The sequence below is a fragment of the Streptomyces sp. NPDC007901 genome, from assembly GCF_042959465.1.
In the GTDB taxonomy this organism is placed as follows: Bacteria; Actinomycetota; Actinomycetes; order Streptomycetales; family Streptomycetaceae; genus Streptomyces.
Genome location: NZ_JBIBKW010000002.1, coordinates 771740 through 793686 on the forward strand (window position 1 = coordinate 771740; position 21947 = coordinate 793686).

Consider the following 21947-nt stretch of genomic DNA (forward strand, 5'->3'; position numbering starts at 1 on the left):
GTCGCCCTTGACTCGATCAAGGAGTGTCATGAGCCTGGCATGAGTTCGCCGCCGTGGCGGACCACTGCTAGGGGGGTTCATGAGACACAGAGCGAGATCGATCCTCGCTGTCGGCGCGCTCCTGATCGGCGGAGCGGCGCTCGCACCCGTGGCCCAGGCACAGACCGGCGCAGCGCCGAAGCCCGACCCCGACGAGGTCAAGGTCTTCCACGCGGACGTCACCAAGCAGCAGATTCCGCTGTTGCTCAAGGCCGGGCAGGACGGCCACGAACTCGGCGACCAGGTCACCGGATCCGGGAAGACGGAAGTCGAGCTGTACCTCACCGACCAGCAGGCGCAGAAGCTGGAGAAGCAGGGCGTCGACCTCACCGAGCACACACTCTCGGCCAAGGCGGAGACACGGGTCGAGGACGCCTCCCAGGGGGTGTTCCGCCCGTACAGCGGCACTGGCGGGCTCGAACAGGAGATCCTCGCGACCGCGCAGGCCAACCCCGGCCTCACCAAGGTCGAGTCCATCGGTAAGACGGTCGACGGCCAGGACATCCTCGCGCTCAAACTGACCAAGGGCGCGAAGAAGTCGAAGGACGGCTCCAAGCCCTCCGTGCTGTACGTGTCCAACCAGCACGCGCGCGAGTGGATCACGCCGGAGATGACCCGCCGGCTGATGCACTACTACCTGGACAACTACCGCACCGACAAGCGCATCAAGAAGATCGTCGACTCGACCGAACTGTGGTTCGTGCTGTCCGCCAACCCCGACGGCTACGACTACACCTTCCAGAACTCCGACACCCGGCTGTGGCGCAAGAACCTGCGGGACGTCAACGGCGACGGTGTCATCAGCACGGGTGACGGCGTCGACCTCAACCGCAACTTCGGTTACAAGTGGGGCTACGACGACGAGGGCTCGTCCCCCAACCCCACCAGCGAGACCTACCGCGGCGCGAGCCCCGAGTCCGAGCCCGAGACCAAGGCGCTCGACTCCTTCGAGAAGCGGATCGGGTTCACGTACGGCATCAACTACCACTCCGCCGCCGAACTCCTCCTCTACGGCGTCGGCTGGCAGGTGGCCACCCCGACCCCGGACGACGTCCTCTACAAGGCGCTCGCCGGCACGCCCGACAACTCGGCGGTCCCGGGCTACCACCCGCAGGTCTCCTCGGAGCTCTACACCACCAACGGCGAGGCGGACGGCCACGCGTCGAACGTCAACGGCATGGCGATGTTCACCCCGGAGATGTCGACCTGCCAGACGGCGTCGGACATCGACCCGAACGACGCCTGGAAGGCGGCCGACTGCCAGTCGGTCTTCAACTTCCCGGACGACGAGAAACTGATCCAGGACGAGTTCGCGAAGAACATCCCGTTCGCGCTCTCCGTCGCCGAGACCGCCGCCCACCCCGACCGGCCGGTCTCCTCGGTCGGCCTGAGCGCCGCCGACTTCACCCCGGCCACGTTCTCCACGTCGTACTCGCGCGGCGCCGACCAGGAGGTCTCCGTCGTCGTCCGCGAGGCGGTCCGGGACAAGGAGCTCAAGTACCGCGTCAACGGCGGCCGTACCCACGACACGGCGCTGCGGCCCTGGCGGGGCGGCGAGACCTACGGCGGTGCGGACAACCTCTACTTCGACCAGTACCGGGCCAAGGTGAAGGACGGCGCACCGGGCGACAAGGTCGAGGTGTGGTTCACCGGCGAGGCGAAGGGCGGCAAGAAGGTCTCCAGCGCGCACTTCACGTACACCGTCGCCGAGCGGGCCAAGGCGGACACCCTGGTGGTCGCCGAGGAGGGCGCCAAGGCCACCCAGGCGCAGACCTACGTCGACGCGCTGAAGGCGGCCGGGCACAAGGCCGTCGTCTGGGACGTCGCCACCCAGGGCGCGCCCGACGCGCTCGGCGTGCTGAAGCACTTCAAGAACGTCGTCCACTACTCGGGCACCAGTGGCCCCGGCAACGACACCCAGCTCCAGCTGCGCGCCTACCTCAACGAGGGCGGCAAGCTGATCGAGGCGGGCGAGCTGGCCGGCGGCAGCGTGAACCTCGGTGACGGCACCCCCTCCAACGACTTCAGCCAGTACTACCTGGGCGCCTACTCCCGTACATCCACTCCCGGGGCCACCGGCTTCACCGGCTCCGGCACGCTGGACGGCTTCACCGGAGCCCTGAGCGGCACCTCCGCCAACCCGCTCGACAAGGCCGGCACCTACGCCGTCACCTCCGACGAGCTCTCCACGGACACCTATCCCCAGTTCGCCAGCGCGGGCGCGGGCCAGTTCGCCGGGACCGTCAACCCGTACGGGCCGTACTCCGGGTCGTACATGGCCGCCGCGGTGCACACCGACGACGCCTACAAGCGCCTCACCCGCACCATCGACCTCACCGGTGTCACCGCGGCCCAGCAGCCGACCTTCAGCACCAAGCTGCTCTGGGACACCGAGCCGGGCTACGACCACGCGGTCGTCGAGGCGCACGTCGTCGGCTCCGACGACTGGACCACGCTGCCCGAGGAGGGCGGCGCCACCACCGACGCCGTACCGTCCGAGTGCGGGGCCGGCTTCCTGATCGCCGAGCACCCCTGGCTCAAGCACTACCTGACGATCGACAACAACCAGTGCACCTCGTCCGGCACCAGCGGTTCCTGGCACAGCCTCACCGGAAGCTCCGCGGGCTGGCAGTCGGTGAGCTTCGACCTGGGCGCCTACGCCGGCAAGTCCGTCGAGCTGTCCATCTCCTACATCACCGACCCGAGCACCGGCGGGCACGGTGTCCTCGTCGACGACGCCTCGCTCGTGGTCGGCGGCGCGGCCACCGAGACCGAGGGCTTCGAGACCTCGCTCGGTTCCTGGAGCGTCGCCGGACCGCCCGCGGGCAGCCCGGCCGTCCTCAAGGACTGGGAGCGCACCGGGGCGTTGTTCAAGACGTACGGAGCGGTCACCACCGACCGCACCGTGCTGCTCGGTTTCGGCCTGGAACAGGTCACCTCCGCCGCCGATCGTGCCGCTCTGGTGAAGAAGGCGTTGACAGCACTCGACAACTGACGCCGACGGCACTCGACAAGTGAGCCGACCCGCTCACGAACGAGTGAAAGGGCAGTAAAAACGGGTCGCCATTCCCTGACAAAACGGGGCGATATGACCCCCGATCCGAGACGGTCCGTACCCCTACTGGCGGGTACGGACCGCCTCGCCGTGTATGGGGCATCTGGATGTCACCACGGGAGCCTCAGGGAGGTAGGGTCGTGGGTGGTCGGGGACATCCCAAATACAGCTCGCCGGCACCGCATGGCCGGCGTACCAACGAGGAGATCGGTTCGTGACGATCCGCGTAGGCATCAACGGCTTCGGTCGTATCGGTCGCAACTACTTCCGCGCGCTGCTGGAGCAGGGCGCTGACATCGAGATCGTGGCTGTCAACGACCTGGGTGACACCGCGACCACCGCGCACCTGCTGAAGTACGACACGATCCTGGGCCGCCTCAAGGCCGAGGTGTCGCACACCGCCGACACGATCACCGTCGACGGCCACACCATCAAGGTGCTGTCCGAGCGCAACCCCGCCGACATCCCGTGGGGCGAGCTGGGCGTCGACATCGTCATCGAGTCGACCGGCATCTTCACCAACAAGGAGGACGCCGCCAAGCACATCGCCGGCGGCGCCAAGAAGGTCCTCATCTCGGCTCCGGCCAAGAACGAGGACATCACCATCGTCATGGGCGTCAACCAGGACAAGTACGACGCGGCCAACCACCACGTCATCTCCAACGCCTCCTGCACCACCAACTGTGTGGCGCCGATGGCCAAGGTCCTCGACGAGAACTTCGGCATCGTCAAGGGTCTGATGACGACGGTGCACGCGTACACCAACGACCAGCGCATCCTGGACTTCCCGCACAAGGACCTGCGTCGCGCGCGGGCCGCCGCGGAGAACATCATCCCGACCACGACCGGTGCCGCCAAGGCCACCGCCCTGGTCCTCCCGCAGCTCAAGGGCAAGCTGGACGGCATCGCCATGCGCGTCCCGGTCCCGACCGGCTCCGCCACCGACCTGGTCGTGACGCTGCAGCGCGAGGTCACCAAGGACGAGGTCAACGCCGCGTTCAAGAAGGCCGCCGACGACGGCGACCTGAAGGGCTACCTGGCGTACACCGAGGACGAGATCGTCTCCTCGGACATCGTCGGCGACCCGGCCTCCTGCACCTTCGACTCCTCCCTGACCATGGTCCAGGAGGGCAACACGGTGAAGATCCTCGGCTGGTACGACAACGAGTGGGGCTACTCGAACCGCCTCGTCGACCTCACGGTCTTCGTCGGCGACCAGCTCTGATCGGCCGAGCAGGCACCTCGATGCGGTAGCAGGGCTCGGGCAGCGCACGGTCGCGCTGCCCGAGCCCTGACGCACGTAAGGATCGACCCGCCCGTCTACGGTTCGATCTGTCCTCGTACGATCAAGAGCCCTCCTGTAGGAGTCCCCAACACATGAAGACGATCGACGAACTCCTCGCCGAAGGGGTCGACGGCAAGCGGGTCTTCGTCCGTGCCGACCTCAACGTGCCGATGTCCGACGGCCTCATCACCGACGACGGCCGGATCCGCGCCGTCCTGCCCACCGTGAAGGCCCTCGCCGACGCGGGCGCCAAGGTGGTCGTCGCCTCCCACCTGGGCCGCCCCAAGAGCGCCGCGGACACGCAGTTCTCCCTGCTCCAGGCCGCCGAGCGGCTCGGTGAACTGCTCGACGCCCCGATCGCGTTCGCCCAGGACACCGTCGGCCCCGCCGCCCACGACGCGGTGAACGGCCTGCAGCCCGGCCAGGTCGCGGTCATCGAGAACCTGCGCTTCAACGCCGGCGAGACCTCCAAGGACGAGACCGAGCGCGGCGAGTTCGCGGACCAGCTGGCCGCCCTCGCGGACGTCTACGTCGGCGACGGCTTCGGCGCCGTGCACCGCAAGCACGCCTCCGTCTACGACCTCCCGGCCCGGCTGCCGCACTACGCCGGCTACCTGATCGCCACCGAGGTCGGCGTCCTGAAGAAGCTCACCGAAGACGTCCAGCGGCCCTACGTCGTCGTGCTCGGCGGCGCCAAGGTCTCCGACAAGCTCGCCGTGATCGACCAGCTGCTCGGCAAGGCCGACCGCATCCTCGTCGGCGGCGGCATGGTCTACACCTTCCTCAAGGCCAAGGGCTACGAGGTCGGCAGCTCCCTCCTCCAGGAGGACCAGCTCGCGGCCGTCACCGAGTACATCGAGCGCGCCGAGAAGACCGGCGTCGAGCTCGTCCTGCCCGTGGACACCCTGGTCGCCCCCGCGTTCCCGGACCTGTCCACCAAGGCCCCGGGCAACCCCAGCACGGTCGCCGCGGACGCCATGCCCGCCGGCCAGATGGGCCTGGACATCGGCCCGGAGACCCGCAAGCTGTACGCCTCGAAGCTCGCCGACGCCGCCACCGTCTTCTGGAACGGCCCCATGGGCGTCTTCGAGCACCCCGACTACGCCGAGGGCACCCGGGTGGTCGCCCAGGCTCTCGTCGACTCGAAGGGGTTCACCGTCGTCGGTGGCGGTGACTCCGCCGCCGCCGTGCGCATCCTCGGCTTCGACGAGAACGCGTTCGGACACATCTCGACCGGTGGCGGCGCCTCCCTCGAATACCTCGAGGGCAAGACGCTCCCCGGCCTCGCCGCACTGGAGGACTGACCCCGCATGACCACTCGCACGCCGATCATGGCGGGTAACTGGAAGATGAACCTCAACCACCTCGAGGCCATCGCGCACGTCCAGAAGCTCGCCTTCGCCCTGGCCGACAAGGACTACGAGGCCGTCGAGGTCGCCGTCCTGCCGCCCTTCACCGACCTGCGCTCCGTGCAGACCCTGGTCGACGGCGACAAGCTCAAGATCAGGTACGGCGCCCAGGACCTCTCGGCGCACGACTCCGGGGCCTACACCGGCGAGATCTCGGGCCCGATGCTGGCCAAGCTGAAGTGCACGTACGTGGTCATCGGCCACTCCGAGCGCCGCCAGTACCACAACGAGACCGACGCCGTCGTGAACGGCAAGGTCAAGGCCGCCTACAAGCACGGTCTGACCCCGATCCTGTGCGTCGGCGAGGAACTGGACGTCCGCGAGGCGGGCAACCACGTCTCCCACACCCTCACCCAGGTCGAGGGCGGTCTGAAGGACGTCACGGCCGAGCAGGCGGAGACGATCGTCATCGCCTACGAGCCCGTGTGGGCCATCGGGACCGGCAAGGTCTGCGGCGCGGCGGACGCCCAGGAGGTCTGCGCCGCGATCCGCGCCAAGCTCGCCGAGCTGTACAGCCAGGAACTGGCCGACCAGGTCCGCATCCAGTACGGCGGCTCCGTCAAGGCCGGCAACGTCGCCGAGATCATGGCGCAGGCCGACATCGACGGCGCCCTGGTCGGCGGTGCCTCGCTGGACGCCGACGAATTCGTCAAGATCGTGCGCTTCCGCGATCAGTGAGCAGACCGTGAGTAGGCGGTAGCGGCGATCCGTCGTACCCTTGCGGGGCCGAGGCTGTTATCCGGAGCGTGAAGCTTCAAACAGTCTCCGGCCCCGCAGTCCATCCGTATCCGAGGAAGTTGGTCCAGCCGTGGTTTTGGGGTTCTCGATCGCCCTGATCGTCTTCAGCCTGCTGCTGATGCTGCTGGTGCTGATGCACAAGGGCAAGGGCGGCGGTCTCTCCGACATGTTCGGTGGCGGCATGCAGTCCTCCGTCGGTGGCTCCTCGGTCGCCGAGCGGAACCTGGACCGGATCACCCTGGTGATCGGTCTGCTGTGGTTCGCGTGCATCATCGTCCTCGGCATGCTGATGAAGACGAACAGCTGATCCGCGACTCGCACACACGCACATTCCGCACGTAAGGCCCCATGTTCGGTACGCGCACCTGAGCGCGGCCTATCATGGGGCTTGCGTCTAGGTGCGGGGGCGGTAACTCCCACCACTGGACGCGCGTTGGGCCTTACGTAGACTGAGGCGCTCGCAACGAAGCGACACGCCGACTCGCTTCGCGGCACCATCACGCAGGGAGTTACGACCGTGGCAAGTGGCAACGCGATCCGAGGTAGCCGGGTCGGGGCGGGGCCGATGGGCGAGGCCGAGCGCGGCGAGTCCGCGCCGCGTCTGCGCATCTCCTTCTGGTGCTCCAACGGGCATGAGACGCAGCCGAGCTTCGCCAGCGACGCGCAGGTGCCCGAGACCTGGGACTGCCCGCGCTGTGGCTTCCCGGCCGGTCAGGACCGGGACAACCCGCCGGACCCGCCGCGCACCGAGCCGTACAAGACGCACCTCGCGTACGTACGGGAGCGGCGCAGCGACGCGGACGGCGAGGCGATCCTCGCCGAGGCGCTCGCCAAACTGCGGGGCGAGATCTAGGAGTTGAGGTCGGCCGGGTGCCCGAGGGCGCCTGGCCGGAGTTGTCTCCGCGGCCCGGGCCCGGACCCGTTGTCAGTGGTGCCCTCTACGGTTTGTGTATCGACGAATCGTGAGGGGGCGGCGGTGACGGTGGGGGAGCGGGCGCCCGCGTGGCGCGGGGGATTCGGGCGGCTGTGGACGGCCGCCCTGGTCTCCCGGTTCGGGGACGCGCTACGGACGTCCGCGCTGCCCCTGCTGGCCGCGCGCCTGACCGACGACCCCCTCGCCATCGCCTCGGTGACCGCCTGCGGCTATGTTCCGTGGCTGCTGTTCGGGCTGCTCGGCGGAGCCGTCGCGGACCGGGTGGACCAGCGGCGCGCGATGTGGGCCGTGGACACGGTACGAGGGCTGCTCGTCGCCGCCTTCGCACTCGCCGTGGCGCTCGGTCACGCCTCGATGCCGCTGCTGCTCCTGCTGGCCTTCGCGCTGACCACACTCCAGACGCTCTTCGACAACGCCTCCACGGCCCTGCTGCCCTCCCTGGTGAACCGCCAGGCCCTGGGCGCGGCCAACGCCCGGCTGATGACCGGCCAGCAGATCGCCGGCGGCCTGCTCGGCGCCGCGCTGGTGCCGCTCCTGCTGACGGCCGGCGCGTTCATGCCCTTCGCGGCCGACGCGGGCACCTATCTCGCGGCCGCCGCCCTGGTCGCCTCCCTGCGGACACGGCCCCCGGAGCGGGCGCCACGCCCGGCCGGCAGCACCCTGCGCACCGAGATCGGCGAGGGCCTGCGCGCCCTGTGGCAGGACCGGGCCCTGCGGGCGGTCTGTGTCTCCACCCTGCTCTGCAACATCGGCATGGGTGCCCTGATCGCCACCCTGGTGCTGCACGTGACCCGCTGGCTGCACGCCGGCACCGCCGGATACGCGGCCGCCATGACCGCCTACTCGGCCGGCAGCATCGCCGGCGGCTTCCTCGCCCAGCGCATAGCGCGCCGCACCGGCCGGGTCCGGGCCCTGCTCGTCGCCGGGACCGTCCAGACCTCGTCCCTGGTCCTGATAGGCACCGTGCGGCACCTCGGCGCCCTGGTCGTGGGCATCCTGCTGCTCGGCGCGATGAACATGGTGTGGAACGTCAACCAGGTCACGCTGATGCAGCAACGCGCCCCCGAGTCGATGACCGGCCGGATCGCCGCCGCCTTCCGCACCTCCTCGACGTCCGGAGCGCCGCTCGGCGCCCTCGTCGGCGGAGCGGTCGCCGGGGCGTACGGCCTGAACGGGCCCGCGCTGCTCGCCGCCGCCCTGTTCGGGCTGGCCGTCACCTCGTTGATACCGGTGCGTCGGCCGGACGTACCTGTTGTTGCGCCACGGGACAGCGCGACGGCAGGCCGTGCCCCGAGCTGATCAACTAGGTTGGAACGGCAGCGGCGCAGGCACGCAACAGGACAGGTGCAAGGAAGAAGGCTGAAGTCCGAATGAACGCAGACGGCCGTACCAGGCTCAACCAGACGCCCGAGTGGACCGCGCTCGCCAAGCACCGGGAGGAGCTCGCCGAGACTCATCTGCGGGACCTGTTCGCCGCCGACCCGGGACGCGGCACGGGCTACACCCTCCAGGTCGGCGATCTCCACATCGACTACTCGAAGCACCTGGTCAACGACGAGACGCTGCGGCTGCTGCGCGAGCTGGCCGCCGCCACCGACGTCTTCGGCCTGCGGGACGCCATGTTCCGCGGCGAGAAGATCAACATCACGGAGCAGCGCGCGGTGCTGCACACGGCGCTGCGCGCCCCGCGCGACGCGGTGGTCGAGGTCGACGGCGAGAACGTGGTGCCGCAGGTGCACGCGGTCCTGGACAAGATGAGTGCCTTCGCCGACCGGGTCCGCTCGGGCGAGTGGACCGGCCACACCGGCAAGCGCATCCGGAACGTCGTCAACATCGGCATCGGCGGCTCCGACCTCGGCCCGGCGATGGCCTACGAGACGCTGCGCAGCTTCACCGACCGCGACCTCACGGTCCGCTTCGTCTCCAACGTGGACGGCGCCGACCTGCACGAGGCCACCCGCGACCTGGACGCCGCGGAGACCCTCTTCGTCATCGCCTCCAAGACGTTCACCACGATCGAGACGATCACCAACGCCACCTCGGCCCGTAACTGGGTGCTCGGCGAGCTGAAGGCCGGTCAGGAGGCCGTGGCCAAGCACTTCGTGGCCCTCTCCACCAACGCCGAGAAGGTCGCGGACTTCGGCATCGACACGGCCAACATGTTCGAGTTCTGGGACTGGGTCGGCGGCCGCTACTCCTACGACTCCGCCATCGGCCTCTCCCTGATGATCGCCATCGGCCCGGACCGCTTCCGCGAGATGCTGGACGGCTTCCACCTGGTCGACGAGCACTTCCGCACCGCCCCCGCCGAGACCAACGTCCCGCTGCTGCTCGGCCTGCTGGGCATCTGGTACGACAACTTCCACGACGCCCAGTCGCACGCGGTCCTGCCGTACAGCCACTACCTCTCCAAGTTCACCGCCTACCTCCAGCAGCTGGACATGGAGTCCAACGGCAAGTACGTGGCGCGGGACGGCAAGGAGGTCGAGTGGACCACCGGCCCGATCGTCTGGGGCACGCCCGGCACCAACGGCCAGCACGCCTACTACCAGTTGATCCACCAGGGCACGAAGCTGATCCCGGCCGACTTCATCGGCTTCGCCGAGCCGGTCGCCGAGCTCAGCGGTGAACTCAGGGCGCAGCACGACCTGTTGATGGCGAACTTCTTCGCCCAGACCCAGGCGCTGGCCTTCGGCAAGACCGCCGAGGAGGTCCGCGCGGAGGGCGTCGCCGAGGAACTGGTCCCCCACAAGACCTTCCAGGGAAACCGCCCGACGACCACGATCCTCGCCAAGGAACTCACCCCGTCGGTCCTCGGCCAGCTCGTCGCCCTCTACGAGCACAAGGTGTTCACCCAGGGCGCCGTCTGGAACATCGACTCCTTCGACCAGTGGGGCGTCGAGCTCGGCAAGGTCCTCGCCAAGCGCGTGGAACCGGCCCTGACGGAGGGCGCCGAGGTACCGGGCCTGGACCCGTCGACGAAGGCGCTGGTCGCCAGGTACCGGGAGCTGCGCGGGCGTTAGTGCCGGGAACGGAAAGAGCCCGTACGGTCCGGCGCGGACCGTACGGGCTCTTCTCACACCGTCACCCGGGTGGTCACGGCGAAGCCGGCGGATACAGCGACCTCGGCAGCTGGGCCGCCGCCGCCGAGTCCAGGAGCCACAGGGTGCGCCGGCGGCCCTGGGCGCCCGCTGCCGGGGCCTGGATCTCGCCCGCGCCCGAGAGGGCGATGGCGACGGCCTCGGCCTTGTCCTCGCCCGCCGCCAGCAGCCAGACCTCGCGGGCCGAGCGGATGGCGGGGAGGGTGAGGGAGACCCGGGTCGGCGGCGGCTTGGGGGCGCCGTGGACGCCGACCACCGTGCGTTCCGTCTCGCGGACCGCGGGGAGCTCGGGGAAGAGCGAGGCCACGTGGGTGTCCGGACCGACGCCCAGCATCAGGACGTCGAAGGTCGGCACCGGACCGTGGTTCTCGGGGTCGGCCGCGTCGGCCAGCTCCGCCGCGTAGGCCTCGGCCGCCGCGTCCACGTCCGTGCCCCAGGGGCCGTCCGACGCGGGCATGGCGTGCACGCGCTTCGGGTCCACCGGGACCTGGTCCAGCAGGGCCTGGCGGGCCTGGGTGACATTGCGCTCCGGGTCGCCCTCGGGCAGGAAGCGCTCGTCGCCCCACCAGAGGTCGAGCCGGCCCCAGTCGATGGCGTCCCTGGCCGGGGCCGCCGCCAGGGCCGCCAGCAGGCCGTTGCCGTTGCGGCCGCCCGTGAGGACCACGGACGCCTCGCCCCGGGAGGCCTGGGCGTCCACGATCTTCGTGATCAGACGGGCCGCGGCGGCCTGCGCCATCAGCTCCTTGTCGTGGTGCACGACCAGCTGGGGGGTGCTCATGTCGCCTTCGCCCTCTTCTTCAGCGGTGCCGGTTCCTGCGGCGCCGCTTCTGCCGCGGGAGCCTCGGCAATGGCTTCGGGCTCTCCGACGGGCTCTGCTCCGACGGTGACCGGTGCTCCTTTGGGCGAGGAGTCCGGGACCGACAGCACAGCCGTCGCCGACGCGTTCAGCCGCTCCACCCCGAACCGCAGCGCCGAGGCGTAGGTGTCGTCCGGATCGAGTCGCCGCAGTTCCTCGGCGATCAGCTCGGCCGTCTCCCGGCGCTTCAGCGCCACCGCCCGGTCCGGCTGACCGTCGATGGACAGGGTGGCGAGGGAACCGTCCGCGCGGTCGAGCGCGATCGCGCCCTCGCTGGTGTCGAGGCGGACCGCCGTCAGACCGGGACCGGCCGACAGCGACCGCCGGACGGGCACGTCCAGCCGGTCCGCGAGCCACATGGCCAGCAGCTCACAGCTCGGGTTGAACTCCTCGCCCTCCACCTCGACGGCCTTGACCTCGCAGACCACCTGGTCCAGGGCCGCCGCCAGCATCGAGCGCCAGGGCGTGATCCGGGTCCAGGACAGGTCCGTGTCGCCGGGGGTGTAGGTGTCCGCGCGCGCGGACAGCTCCCGTACCGGCTGCTCGGAGGAGTAGGTGTCGGTGACCCGGCGCTGGGCGAGGGCGCCCAGCGGGTCCTTCGCCGGGTCGAGGGGGGCGTTCACCGGCCACCAGACGACGACCGGCGCGTCCGGCAGCAGCAGCGGCAGCACGACCGAGTCGGCGTGGTCGGCGACCTCGCCGTGCAGCCGCAGCAGCACCGTCTCGCCGGAGCCCGCGTCCGCGCCCACCCGGACCTCGGCGTCCAGACGGGACGTCGTACGGTCGCGGGGGGAGCGGGAGACGCGCTTGATGACGACCAGGGTGCGCGAGGGGTGCTCGTGCGAGGCGTCGCCGGCGGCCTTCAGGGCGTCGTACGCGTTCTCCTCGTCGGTGACGATGACGAGGGTCAGCACCATGCCCACGGCGGGCGTGCCGATGGCCCGGCGGCCCTGCACCAGCGCCTTGTTGACCTTGCCGGCCGTGGTGTCCGTGAGGTCTATCTTCATGGCCGGCGCCAGCTCCGTCCGTCTCGTGCGAGCATCTCGTCGGCCTCGGCTGGACCCCAGGTGCCCGACTTGTACTGCGCGGGCCGGCCGTGCGTGTCCCAGTACTCCTCGATCGGGTCGAGGATCTTCCAGGACAGCTCGACCTCCGCCGTGCGCGGGAAGAGGTTGGAGTCGCCGAGCAGCACGTCCAGGATGAGCCGCTCGTAGGCCTCCGGCGACGACTCGGTGAAGGACTCGCCGTAGGCGAAGTCCATCGAGACGTCCCGGATCTCCATCGAGGTGCCCGGCACCTTGGAGCCGAAGCGGACCGTGATGCCCTCGTCGGGCTGGACGCGGATGACGATCGCGTTCTGGCCGAGCTCCTCCGTCGCCGTGTGGTCGAAGGGGGAGTGCGGGGCCCGCTGGAAGACCACCGCGATCTCGGTGACCCGGCGGCCCAGGCGCTTACCGGTGCGCAGGTAGAAGGGGACGCCCGCCCAGCGGCGGTTGTCGACCTCGACCTTGACGGCCGCGTACGTGTCGGTCTTCGACTGGGCGTCGATGCCGTCCTCTTCGAGGTAGCCGATGACCTTCTCGCCGCCCTGCCAGCCGGCCGCGTACTGGCCGCGGACGGTCGAGGCGCCCAGGTCCTTCGGCAGCCGTACGGCGCCGAGTACCTTCTCCTTCTCGGCGGCCAGCGCGTCCGCGTCGAAGGAGGCGGGCTCCTCCATGGCGGTGAGGGCCATCAGCTGGAGGAGGTGGTTCTGGATGACGTCACGGGCGGCGCCGATACCGTCGTAGTAGCCGGCCCGGCCGCCGATGCCGATGTCCTCGGCCATGGTGATCTGCACGTGGTCCACGAAGGACCGGTTCCAGATCGGCTCGAACATGGTGTTGGCGAAGCGCAGCGCCAGGATGTTCTGGACGGTCTCCTTGCCGAGGTAGTGGTCGATCCGGAACACCTGGTCCGGTTCGAACACCTCGTGCACGACCTTGTTGAGCTCCTCGGCCGACTTCAGGTCGTGGCCGAAGGGCTTCTCGATGACCGCGCGCCGCCAGGAGCCGCCGGTCTGGTCGGCCAGCCCGTGCTTCTTCAGCTGCTGGATGACGACCGGGAAGGAGCGCGGCGGCACGGACAGGTAGAAGGCGAAGTTGCCGCCGGTGCCCTGCGCCTTGTCCAGCTCCTCGATGGTGGAGCGGAGGCGCTCGAACGCGTCGTCGTCGTCGAAGGTGCCCTGGACGAAGCGCATCCCCTGGATGAGCTGCTGCCAGACCTCCTCGCGGAACGGGGTGCGGGCGTGTTCCTTGACGGCGTCGTGGACCTCGGCGGCGAAGTCCTCGTTGGCCCACTCACGGCGGGCGAAGCCGACCAGGGAGAAGCCCGGCGGCAGCAGACCCCGGTTGGCGAGGTCGTACACGGCGGGCATGAGCTTCTTACGGGAGAGGTCGCCCGTGACGCCGAAGATGACCAGGCCCGACGGCCCCGCGATACGCGGGAGCCGTCGGTCTGCGGGGTCACGCAGCGGGTTGCTGCTTGACAGAGTTCAGCCCTCCGAGGGGGCCAGGCGCTCCAGCTCCGCCTGGGTCGACTTGAGCAGGTCGTTCCAGGACGCCGCGAACTTCTCGACGCCCTCGTCCTCCAGTACCTGGACCACGTCGTCGTACGAGATCCCGAGCGCCTCGACGGCGTCGAGGTCGGCGCGGGCCTGCTCGTACGTGCCGGTGATCGTGTCGCCGGTGATGCCGCCGTGGTCCTCGACCGCGACGAGGGTGGCCTCCGGCATGGTGTTCACCGTGTTCGGCGCCACCAGGTCGTCGACGTACAGGGTGTCCTTGTACGCCGGGTCCTTGACGCCGGTGGAGGCCCACAGCGGACGCTGCTTGCGGGCGCCCGCGTTCTCCAGGGCGGTCCAGCGGGCCGAGGAGAAGACCTCCTCGTACGCCTGGTAGGCGAGCCGCGCGTTGGCGACGGCGGCCTTGCCGCGCAGCGCCTTGGCCGCGTCGGTGCCCAGGTCGTTCAGGCGCCTGTCGATCTCGGTGTCCACCCGGGACACGAAGAACGACGCCACCGAACGGATGAGCGACAGGTCGAGGCCGCGCTCCTTGGCCTTCTCCAGACCGGCCAGGTAGGCGTCCATGACCGCGCGGTAGCGCTCCAGCGAGAAGATCAGCGTGACGTTGACGCTGATACCGAGGCCGATGACCTCGGTGATCGCCGGCAGGCCCGCCTTGGTGGCCGGGATCTTGATCAGGGTGTTGGGGCGGTCCACCAGCCAGGCCAGCTGCTTGGCCTCGGCGACGGTCGCCGTGGTGTGGTGCGCCAGGCGCGGGTCGACCTCGATCGACACCCGGCCGTCCTGGCCGTCGGTCGCGTCGAACACCGGGCGCAGGATGTCGGCGGCGTCACGGACGTCCGCCGTCGTGATCATGCGGATGGCCTCTTCGACGGTGACCTTGCGGGCGGCGAGGTCGGAGACCTGCTGCTGGTAGCCGTCGCCCGAAGAGATCGCCTTCTGGAAGATCGTCGGGTTGGTGGTGACGCCCACGACGTGCTGCTGGTCGATCAGCTCGGCGAGGTTGCCGGACGTGATCCGCTTGCGCGACAGGTCGTCCAGCCAGATCGCGACGCCCTCCTCGGAGAGGCGCTTGAGTGCGTCTGTCATGGAATTACATCTCCTACGTGTCGTTGTGAGCGTCAGCGCTGGGCGGCGGCGATGGATTCCCGGGCCTTGGCAGCCACGTTCTCGGCAGTGAAGCCGAACTCCTGGAAGAGCACCTTGCCGTCGGCGGAAGCACCGAAGTGCTCCAGGGAAACGATGCGGCCGGCGTCGCCCACGTACTTGTGCCACGTGAGACCGATACCCGCCTCGACCGAGACACGAGCCTTGACGGACGGCGGCAGAACGCTGTCCCGGTACCCCTGGTCCTGCTCCTCGAACCACTCCACGCACGGCATGGACACGACGCGCGTGGGCACGCCGTCGGCCTCCAGCTGCTCGCGCGCCTCGACGGCGACGTGCACCTCGGAACCGGTGGCGATGAGGATGACCTCGGGAGTTCCGTTCGAGGCCTCGAAGAGGACGTAACCGCCCTTGACGGTGTCCTCGTTGGACTCGTACACCGGCACGCCCTGGCGGGTCAGCGCGAGGCCGTGCGGGGCGCCCTTGCCGAACACCTTGGTGTAGCGCTTGAGGATCTCGCGCCAGGCGATCGCGGTCTCGTTGGCGTCGGCGGGACGCACGACGTTGAGACCGGGGATGGCGCGCAGCGAGGCGAGGTGCTCGACCGGCTGGTGCGTCGGGCCGTCCTCGCCGAGGCCGATGGAGTCGTGGGTCCACACGTACGTCACCGGCAGGTGCATCAGCGCCGAGAGACGGACGGCGTTGCGCATGTAGTCGGAGAAGACGAGGAACGTACCGCCGTAGACACGGGTGTTGCCGTGCAGGGTGATGCCGTTCATCTCCGCGGCCATGGAGTGCTCGCGGATACCGAAGTGGATGGTGCGGCCGTAGGGGTCCGCGCCCGGCAGCGGGTTGTCCGCCGGCAGGAACGAGCTGTCCTTGTCGATCGTCGTGTTGTTCGATCCGGCGAGGTCGGCGGAACCGCCCCACAGCTCCGGGACGACCGCGCCGAGGGCCTGCAGCACCTTGCCGGAGGCGGCCCGGGTCGCGACACCCTTGCCGGGCTCGAAGACCGGGATCTTCTCCTCCCAGCCCTTGGGCAGCTCGCCCGCGGCGATGCGGTCGAACTCGGCGGCCCGCTCGGCGTTGTTGTCCCGCCACAGCTGGAAGGACTTCTCCCACTCGGCCTTGGCGGCCGCACCGCGCTCCCCGGCCTGCCGGGTGTGGGCGATGACCTCCTCGGCGACGTCGAAGCTCTTCTCCGGGTCGAAGCCGAGGACGCGCTTGGTGGCCGCGACCTCGTCCGCGCCGAGCGCCGAGCCGTGGGCGGCCTCGGTGTTCTGCGCGTTCGGGGCGGGCCAGGCGATGATCGAGCGCATCGCGATGAAGGACGGCTTGTCCGTCACCGCCTTCGCGGCCTCGATCGCGTTGTAGATGGCGTGCGGGTCCAGGTCGCCGTCCGGCTTCGGGGCGATGCGCTGCACATGCCAGCCGTACGCCTCGTACCGCTTGACGGTGTCCTCGGAGACGGCCGTCTCGGTGTCGCCCTCGATCGAGATGTGGTTGTCGTCCCACAGCAGGACCAGGTTGCCGAGCTTCTGGTGGCCGGCCATCGAGGACGCCTCGGCGGAGATGCCCTCCTGCAGGCAGCCGTCACCGGCGATGCAGTACACGAAGTGGTCGAAGGGCGACTCGCCCTGTGGGGCTTCCGGGTCGAACAGACCGCGCTCGTAGCGGGCGGCCATGGCCATGCCCACAGCGTTGGCGACACCCTGGCCCAGCGGGCCGGTGGTGGTCTCGACACCCTTGGTGTGGCCGTACTCCGGGTGACCGGGGGTCTTCGAGCCCCAGGTGCGGAAGGCCTCGAGGTCTGCCAGCTCCAGACCGAACCCGGCCAGGTAGAGCTGCGTGTAGAGGGTCAGCGACGAGTGACCGGCGGACAGCACGAAGCGGTCGCGGCCCACCCAGTCGGGGTCGGACGGGTCGTGCCGCATCACCTTCTGGAAGAGGGTGTACGCGGCCGGCGCCAGGCTCATCGCCGTACCCGGATGGCCGTTGCCGACCTTCTGTACGGCGTCGGCGGCCAGGACACGGGCGGTGTCTACGGCCCGCTGGTCCAACTCGGTCCAGTCGAGGTCTGTGGTGGTCGGCTTGGTGCTCACCCTGAGTCAGGGCTCCTCTCCACATGTTCGGATACCGGTCCTCGGGCATACGCCCACACCGGCTGCCGGTGGCCTGGGTGCCCACCGGCCGTTGTCGAGCCTACCCCCGTAAGGACGTGCATTTTTTCGAGTGTTTCCAGACTGCCGGGCCTTGCGGGGATCCGCCTCCCGACTGGCCGGGAAGGCATTCGGCACATGAATACGGAACCGCTCATCTGACTGCTCAATCGAGCCACCCCACCCCTCTCCCGAGACGCCTCCCAACACGACCCCACCCCCGCGAAGGTCGGGGTATGGGCAACGTCTAAAGTGGCGTGGTACGCGCGAGCCTTTACCGTGAGTTCACACGGCGGGGCTCGCTGGGAGTCTCTGTCAGGGGTGTGCGTGACGGCCGTCGAATCCCGTCCAGCGGGGGTACTCGGTGCGAGCGAGAGCCCGAGTCACCGGCCGTTCGGGGCCCGTGTCAAAGCTTTCGTGGCGCTGACCAAGCCACGGATCATCGAGCTGCTGCTCATCACCACCGTTCCGGTGATGTTCCTCGCGCAGCAGGGCGTGCCCGATCTGACGCTGGTGCTGCTCACCTGCGTCGGCGGCTACCTGTCCGCGGGTGGCGCCAACGCGCTGAACATGTACATCGACCGGGACATCGACGCGCTGATGGACCGCACCTCGCAGCGTCCGCTGGTGACCGGCATGGTCAGCCCGCGCGAGTGCCTCGCCTTCGGCATCAGCCTGGCGGTCGTCTCCACGCTGCTGTTCGGCCTCACCGTCAACTGGCTGAGCGCCTGGCTGTCACTCGGAGCGCTCCTCTTCTACGTCGTCGTCTACACGATGATCCTCAAGCGCCGTACCTCGCAGAACATCGTGTGGGGCGGGATCGCGGGCTGCATGCCGGTGCTGATCGGCTGGTCGGCCGTCACGGACTCCATGTCGTGGGCGCCGATCATCCTGTTCCTCGTCATGTTCTTCTGGACGCCGCCGCACTACTGGCCGCTGTCCATGAAGGTGAAGGACGACTACGCGCGCGTGGGCGTCCCGATGCTGCCGGTCATCGCCTCCAACAAGGTGGTCGCCAAGCAGATCGTCATCTACAGCTGGGTGATGGTCGCGGTCTCCCTCCTGCTCACCCCCCTCGGCTACACCGGCTGGTTCTACACCCTGGTCGCCCTGGCGGCGGGCGGCTGGTGGCTGTGGGAGGCGCACGCCCTGCAGCACCGCGCGAAGTCCGAGGCGTCGGGCGGGAAGCTCAAGGAGATGCGGCTGTTCCACTGGTCCATCACCTACGTCTCCCTGGTCTTCGTGGCCGTGGCGGTCGACCCCTTCCTGAGGTAGGAGTCACTCCGCCCCTCCGTCGCCAATCGATCTACCCGTCGGTAGCATCCTGTTCATGGCAGACACGCAGCAGGTTGAGGCGGACCAGAAGGCCGAGCGCAAGGTCGCGCGCCTCGCCAAGCAGATCAGCACCTTCGCCAAGGCCCACGGCGGCGCCGAGGGTCAGGTGGCCTACATCGGCGAACGCGGCGCCCGCATCGTCCTCGTCGGCGACGACGGCGGCTGGGGCGACCTGGTGGCCCCGAGTACCGAGATCGCCCAGCAGGCGGTGGAGAAGGCGGGCATCACCGTTCACGAGTCCTTCGACGGCGAGTTCGCGGCAAAGGTACAGACCGGCCCGTACGAGTGGAAGCGCATGGCCGGCATTCAAGTGGGCGGCTGACTCAGCGCCCCTTCAGGGGCGCGGGGCTGCATCTGATACGCGGCTCCGCCGCGTGGGCGCGACCAGCCACACACGGCCCGCACCCGCCGTACAACCGGTACCACCCACCCCGGACCGCGACCTCCATCCCGGTTCACCCGTTAAGACGGTCAAGCAACCGTCGTCCACGGGGAGCCCGGATGATCGAAACGCCGTCCCTGGTGGACCAGTACTGCCACGGCGTCCTCCGTACGGAGCTGGGACTCGGCACCTTCGAGGCCCAGCTCGCCCGCACCGAAGGCCCCCCGGCCCCCGGCACCACGCTCTTCGACACCCAGACCGGTTTCGCGGTACGACGCTGGTGCCCCCCGCTCCTCGGCCTGGAACCCCACTGCCCGCCCGCCCGCTACCTCGCCCGGCGCCGCGAACTCGGCGTCCTGGAGGCGGGCCGCCGGCTCCTGCGCGGCAGCGGCATCACCACCTACCTCGTCGACACCGGCCTGCCCGGCGACCTCACCGGCCCCACCGAGATGGCCTCGGCCGGCGACGCGGAAGCCCGCGAGATCGTACGCCTGGAACTCCTCGCCGAGCAGGTCGCCGACACCTCCGGCACCGTCGAGTCGTTCCTCGCCAACCTCGCCGAGTCGGTGCACGGCGCGGCGGCGAACGCGGTCGCCTTCACCTCGGTAGCCGGTCTCCGGCACGGCCTCGCCCTGGCCCCCGAGCCGCCCGGCCCCGGCGAGGTGCGGGGCGCGGCCGGCCGCTGGCTGGCGGGCCGCCGGGTCGGCGGCGAGCTGTCCGACCCGGTTCTCCTACGGCACCTGCTCTGGATCGCGGTGGCCTCCGGCCTCCCCCTCCAGCTGCACGCGGGCCTCGGCGAGCCCGGCGCCCGGATCGACCGTACCGACCCGGTCCTGCTCACCGACTTCGTCCGGGCCACCGCAGGCCTCGGCACCGACCTGGTCCTGCTGCACGGCTACCCCTACCACCGCCACGCCGCCCACCTCGCCGGTGTCTTCCCGCACGTCTACGCCGACTCCGGCGCGGCCCTGGTCCGGACCGGCGCCCGCGCCGCGACCATCCTCGCCGAGATCCTGGAACTGGCCCCCTTCGGCAAGATCCTCTTCTCCAGCGGCGCCCACGGCCTGCCCGAACTGCACGTGGTCGGCGCCCGTCTCTTCCGCGAGTCGCTCGCCCGGGTGCTGGGCGGCTGGGCCGCCGAGGGCGCCTGGTCGCTGGGCGACGCCCAGCGGGTGGCGAAGCTGATCGCGGCGGGGAACGCGAAACGGGTGTACGGGCTGGAGTGAGCTGTACAGACTGGGCGCATGGACACCGAGACGTTAGTGGCCCGCTTCGTCCGTGAACTGTCGTCACTGGACCCGGTCGCCGTCTGGGCGCACGGCTCGCTCGCCGCCGGCGACTACCAGGAGGGCCGCAGCGACCTGGACCTGGTCGCGGTGCTGCCGGGCCGGGTGACCCCGGCCGTCGTATGGAGGATCGCCCTGGTCCACGCCCGCCTGCGCGCCCTGCCGCTCGCCGCGGGGCTGCACTGCACCTATCTGACCCCTTCGACGGCGGCCGATCCGGACCGACGCCACCTGACCTGGGCGCACGAGGAGCTGTTCAGACGGACGGTCACCCCGGTGACCCGGCGTGAGCTGCACGCCTTCGGACGGGTCCTGCACGGCCGGGCGCCCGCCGGGCTGCTGCCGCCGGTGGAGGACCGGGAACTCGCCGACTTCGTGGTCCGCGACCAGCGCGACTTCTGGCGGCCCGCCCTCGACAAGGCCCCGCTGTGGGCCCGGGACATCTGGGTCGACCTGGGGCTGATCACCTTCGCCCGGGCCACCGTCACCGCCCGCGAGGGCCGGCTGATCTCCAAACGCGAGGCACTCGACCTGCTGCCCGGCCTGGGCGCCCCCACCGAGGTCGTCGAGGACGTCCGGAGCCGCCGCTACGACGCCCCCGCGCCGCCCACCGGGCAGTGGACGGCACGCCGGGCCCGCCTCACCCGGGACTACTTGGTCCCGGCGATCGACGCGCTCACGGCGTCGTACGACTGAGCGGGCAGCTCGGCCGTCACGTCGGCGCGCTCCCGCAGGGACAGCAGGACCCGCAGCACACCGATCCACACCAGGCAGGAGCCGAACATGTGGAGGCCGACCAGGACCGTCGGCAGGTGGGTGAAGTACTGGACGTAACCGATCACGCCCTGGCCGAGCAGGATCAGGAACAGGTCGCGGACGCGGTCGCGCGGCCCCTGGGGCGCGCCGACGCCCTTGAGGAAGAACCACAGCGCGAAGGTCAGTGACACCACGATCCAGGCCAGCACAGCGTGCAGTTCGGCGACGCCCGACCAGCTGACGTCGATGCGCTCGACGTCGCCGGAGTCGCCCGGGTGCGGTCCCGCGCCGGTCACCACGGTGCCCACGGCGATGAGCAGCAACGACACGACCACCAGCGCCCACACCAGCTGCTGCACGGCCTTGCCGACCAGCGGCCGCGGCTGCCCGTCGCCCTCGCCGGTGCGCTGCCACATCACGGCGGCGACCGTGATGAGGGCCGTCGCCAGCAGGAAGTGGGCGGCGACGGTGTACGGGTTGAGCCCGACCAGCACCACGATGCCGCCGAGGACCGCGTTGCTCATCACGAGCCAGAACTGCGCCCAGCCCAGCCGGGTCAGGCCGCGCCGGTACGGCTTCTCGGACCGGGCGGCGATGATCGCCCAGCCGACCGCCGCGCACAGCACGTACGTCAGCATGCGGTTCGTGAACTCGATGGCGCTGTGGTAGCTCAGAGCGTTTGTCGGGGTCAGCGAGCCGGCGGTGCACTCGGGCCAGGTCGGGCAGCCGAGGCCCGAGCCGGTGAGCCGCACCGCGCCGCCGGTGACCACGATGACCACCGACATGACGAGCGCGGCGAGCGCGGCCCGCCGGACGGTCCGGGGCTGCGGAGTCCAGCGGTCGGCGATGAAGGCGAGCGGGTTGCGCAGCGCCGCTACGGCGTCGGCGGGGGTCAGCTTTGGCACGCGCACCATCGTAGGGGGCCGCTTGTGCATGCGTTCACGA

At 69.9% G+C, this 21947-nt stretch carries 18 protein-coding genes; 12 read left to right on the forward strand and 6 right to left on the reverse strand.

Annotation, left to right across the window (positions count from 1 at the left end; translation table 11 throughout):
* Positions 1-79 precede the first annotated feature (79 nt).
* From ACFZDK_RS09275 to pgi, 8 genes are all read left to right on the forward strand, one after another.
* Complete coding sequence (locus tag ACFZDK_RS09275) at positions 80-3034, forward strand: M14 family zinc carboxypeptidase (RefSeq protein ID WP_390971311.1); 2955 nt, start codon at positions 80-82, stop codon at positions 3032-3034.
* 274 nt (positions 3035-3308) lie between these two features.
* Positions 3309-4319, forward strand: coding sequence for a type I glyceraldehyde-3-phosphate dehydrogenase (gap, locus tag ACFZDK_RS09280; protein ID WP_390971313.1), 1011 nt, complete (start codon positions 3309-3311; stop codon positions 4317-4319).
* Positions 4320-4471: 152 nt separating this feature from the next.
* Entirely contained in the window at positions 4472-5683 is a 1212-nt protein-coding gene (locus tag ACFZDK_RS09285) for a phosphoglycerate kinase (protein WP_390971315.1), read from the forward strand.
* A gap of 6 nt (positions 5684-5689) precedes the next feature.
* A complete protein-coding gene (tpiA, locus tag ACFZDK_RS09290; RefSeq protein ID WP_390971317.1) occupies positions 5690-6466 on the forward strand; it encodes a triose-phosphate isomerase in 777 nt (258 codons plus the stop codon).
* Between the two features lie 136 nt (positions 6467-6602).
* Positions 6603-6833: a preprotein translocase subunit SecG gene (secG, locus tag ACFZDK_RS09295; RefSeq protein ID WP_352224631.1), complete on the forward strand. Its 231-nt coding sequence runs from the start codon at positions 6603-6605 to the stop codon at positions 6831-6833.
* A gap of 210 nt (positions 6834-7043) precedes the next feature.
* Positions 7044-7379, forward strand: a complete 336-nt coding sequence (locus ACFZDK_RS09300; RefSeq protein ID WP_003976875.1) for an RNA polymerase-binding protein RbpA — start codon at positions 7044-7046, stop codon at positions 7377-7379.
* Between the two features lie 186 nt (positions 7380-7565).
* Positions 7566-8759: an MFS transporter gene (locus ACFZDK_RS09305; RefSeq protein WP_390971601.1), complete on the forward strand. Its 1194-nt coding sequence runs from the start codon at positions 7566-7568 to the stop codon at positions 8757-8759.
* A 71-nt stretch (positions 8760-8830) separates the two neighbouring features.
* Positions 8831-10483, forward strand: coding sequence for a glucose-6-phosphate isomerase (gene pgi / locus ACFZDK_RS09310; protein ID WP_390971319.1), 1653 nt, complete (start codon positions 8831-8833; stop codon positions 10481-10483).
* Positions 10484-10556: 73 nt separating this feature from the next.
* Here pgi and pgl read toward each other — a convergent pair whose 3' ends face one another.
* The 5 genes from pgl to tkt are packed head-to-tail and all read right to left on the reverse strand — an operon-like array spanning position 10557 to position 17186.
* Positions 10557-11339 (reverse strand): 6-phosphogluconolactonase, encoded by a 783-nt coding sequence (pgl, locus tag ACFZDK_RS09315; protein ID WP_390971321.1) that lies wholly within the window; start codon positions 11337-11339, stop codon positions 10557-10559.
* Positions 11336-12424 (reverse strand): glucose-6-phosphate dehydrogenase assembly protein OpcA, encoded by a 1089-nt coding sequence (gene opcA / locus ACFZDK_RS09320; RefSeq protein ID WP_390971323.1) that lies wholly within the window; start codon positions 12422-12424, stop codon positions 11336-11338. Before opcA ends, pgl begins: the two co-directional genes overlap by 4 nt.
* Positions 12421-13944 (reverse strand): glucose-6-phosphate dehydrogenase, encoded by a 1524-nt coding sequence (gene zwf, locus ACFZDK_RS09325; RefSeq protein ID WP_390971602.1) that lies wholly within the window; start codon positions 13942-13944, stop codon positions 12421-12423. The genes opcA and zwf overlap by 4 nt, the downstream gene beginning before the upstream one ends.
* Positions 13945-13947: 3 nt before the next feature.
* The gene (gene tal / locus ACFZDK_RS09330; RefSeq protein ID WP_390971325.1) at positions 13948-15066 is read right to left on the reverse strand and encodes a transaldolase; all 1119 of its coding nucleotides are present in this window, start codon (positions 15064-15066) and stop codon (positions 13948-13950) included.
* A 32-nt stretch (positions 15067-15098) separates the two neighbouring features.
* Positions 15099-17186, reverse strand: a complete 2088-nt coding sequence (gene tkt / locus ACFZDK_RS09335; RefSeq protein WP_390971327.1) for a transketolase — start codon at positions 17184-17186, stop codon at positions 15099-15101.
* Between the two features lie 378 nt (positions 17187-17564).
* Here tkt and ACFZDK_RS09340 point away from each other — a divergent pair, with 378 nt between their 5' ends.
* The 4 genes from ACFZDK_RS09340 to ACFZDK_RS09355 all read left to right on the forward strand — a co-directional run bounded on the left by ACFZDK_RS09340 (position 17565) and on the right by ACFZDK_RS09355 (position 20942).
* A complete protein-coding gene (locus tag ACFZDK_RS09340) occupies positions 17565-18518 on the forward strand; it encodes a heme o synthase (protein ID WP_390971329.1) in 954 nt (317 codons plus the stop codon).
* A gap of 55 nt (positions 18519-18573) precedes the next feature.
* Positions 18574-18900 (forward strand): hypothetical protein, encoded by a 327-nt coding sequence (locus tag ACFZDK_RS09345; RefSeq protein WP_390971331.1) that lies wholly within the window; start codon positions 18574-18576, stop codon positions 18898-18900.
* Between the two features lie 179 nt (positions 18901-19079).
* Positions 19080-20186, forward strand: coding sequence for an amidohydrolase family protein (locus tag ACFZDK_RS09350; RefSeq protein ID WP_390971333.1), 1107 nt, complete (start codon positions 19080-19082; stop codon positions 20184-20186).
* 18 nt (positions 20187-20204) lie between these two features.
* Positions 20205-20942, forward strand: coding sequence for a nucleotidyltransferase domain-containing protein (locus ACFZDK_RS09355; RefSeq protein ID WP_390971335.1), 738 nt, complete (start codon positions 20205-20207; stop codon positions 20940-20942).
* Here ACFZDK_RS09355 and ACFZDK_RS09360 read toward each other — a convergent pair.
* Positions 20897-21916 (reverse strand): COX15/CtaA family protein, encoded by a 1020-nt coding sequence (locus ACFZDK_RS09360; RefSeq protein ID WP_390971337.1) that lies wholly within the window; start codon positions 21914-21916, stop codon positions 20897-20899. The two genes, ACFZDK_RS09355 and ACFZDK_RS09360, sit on opposite strands and share 46 nt — an antisense overlap.
* Positions 21917-21947: the final 31 nt, after the last annotated feature.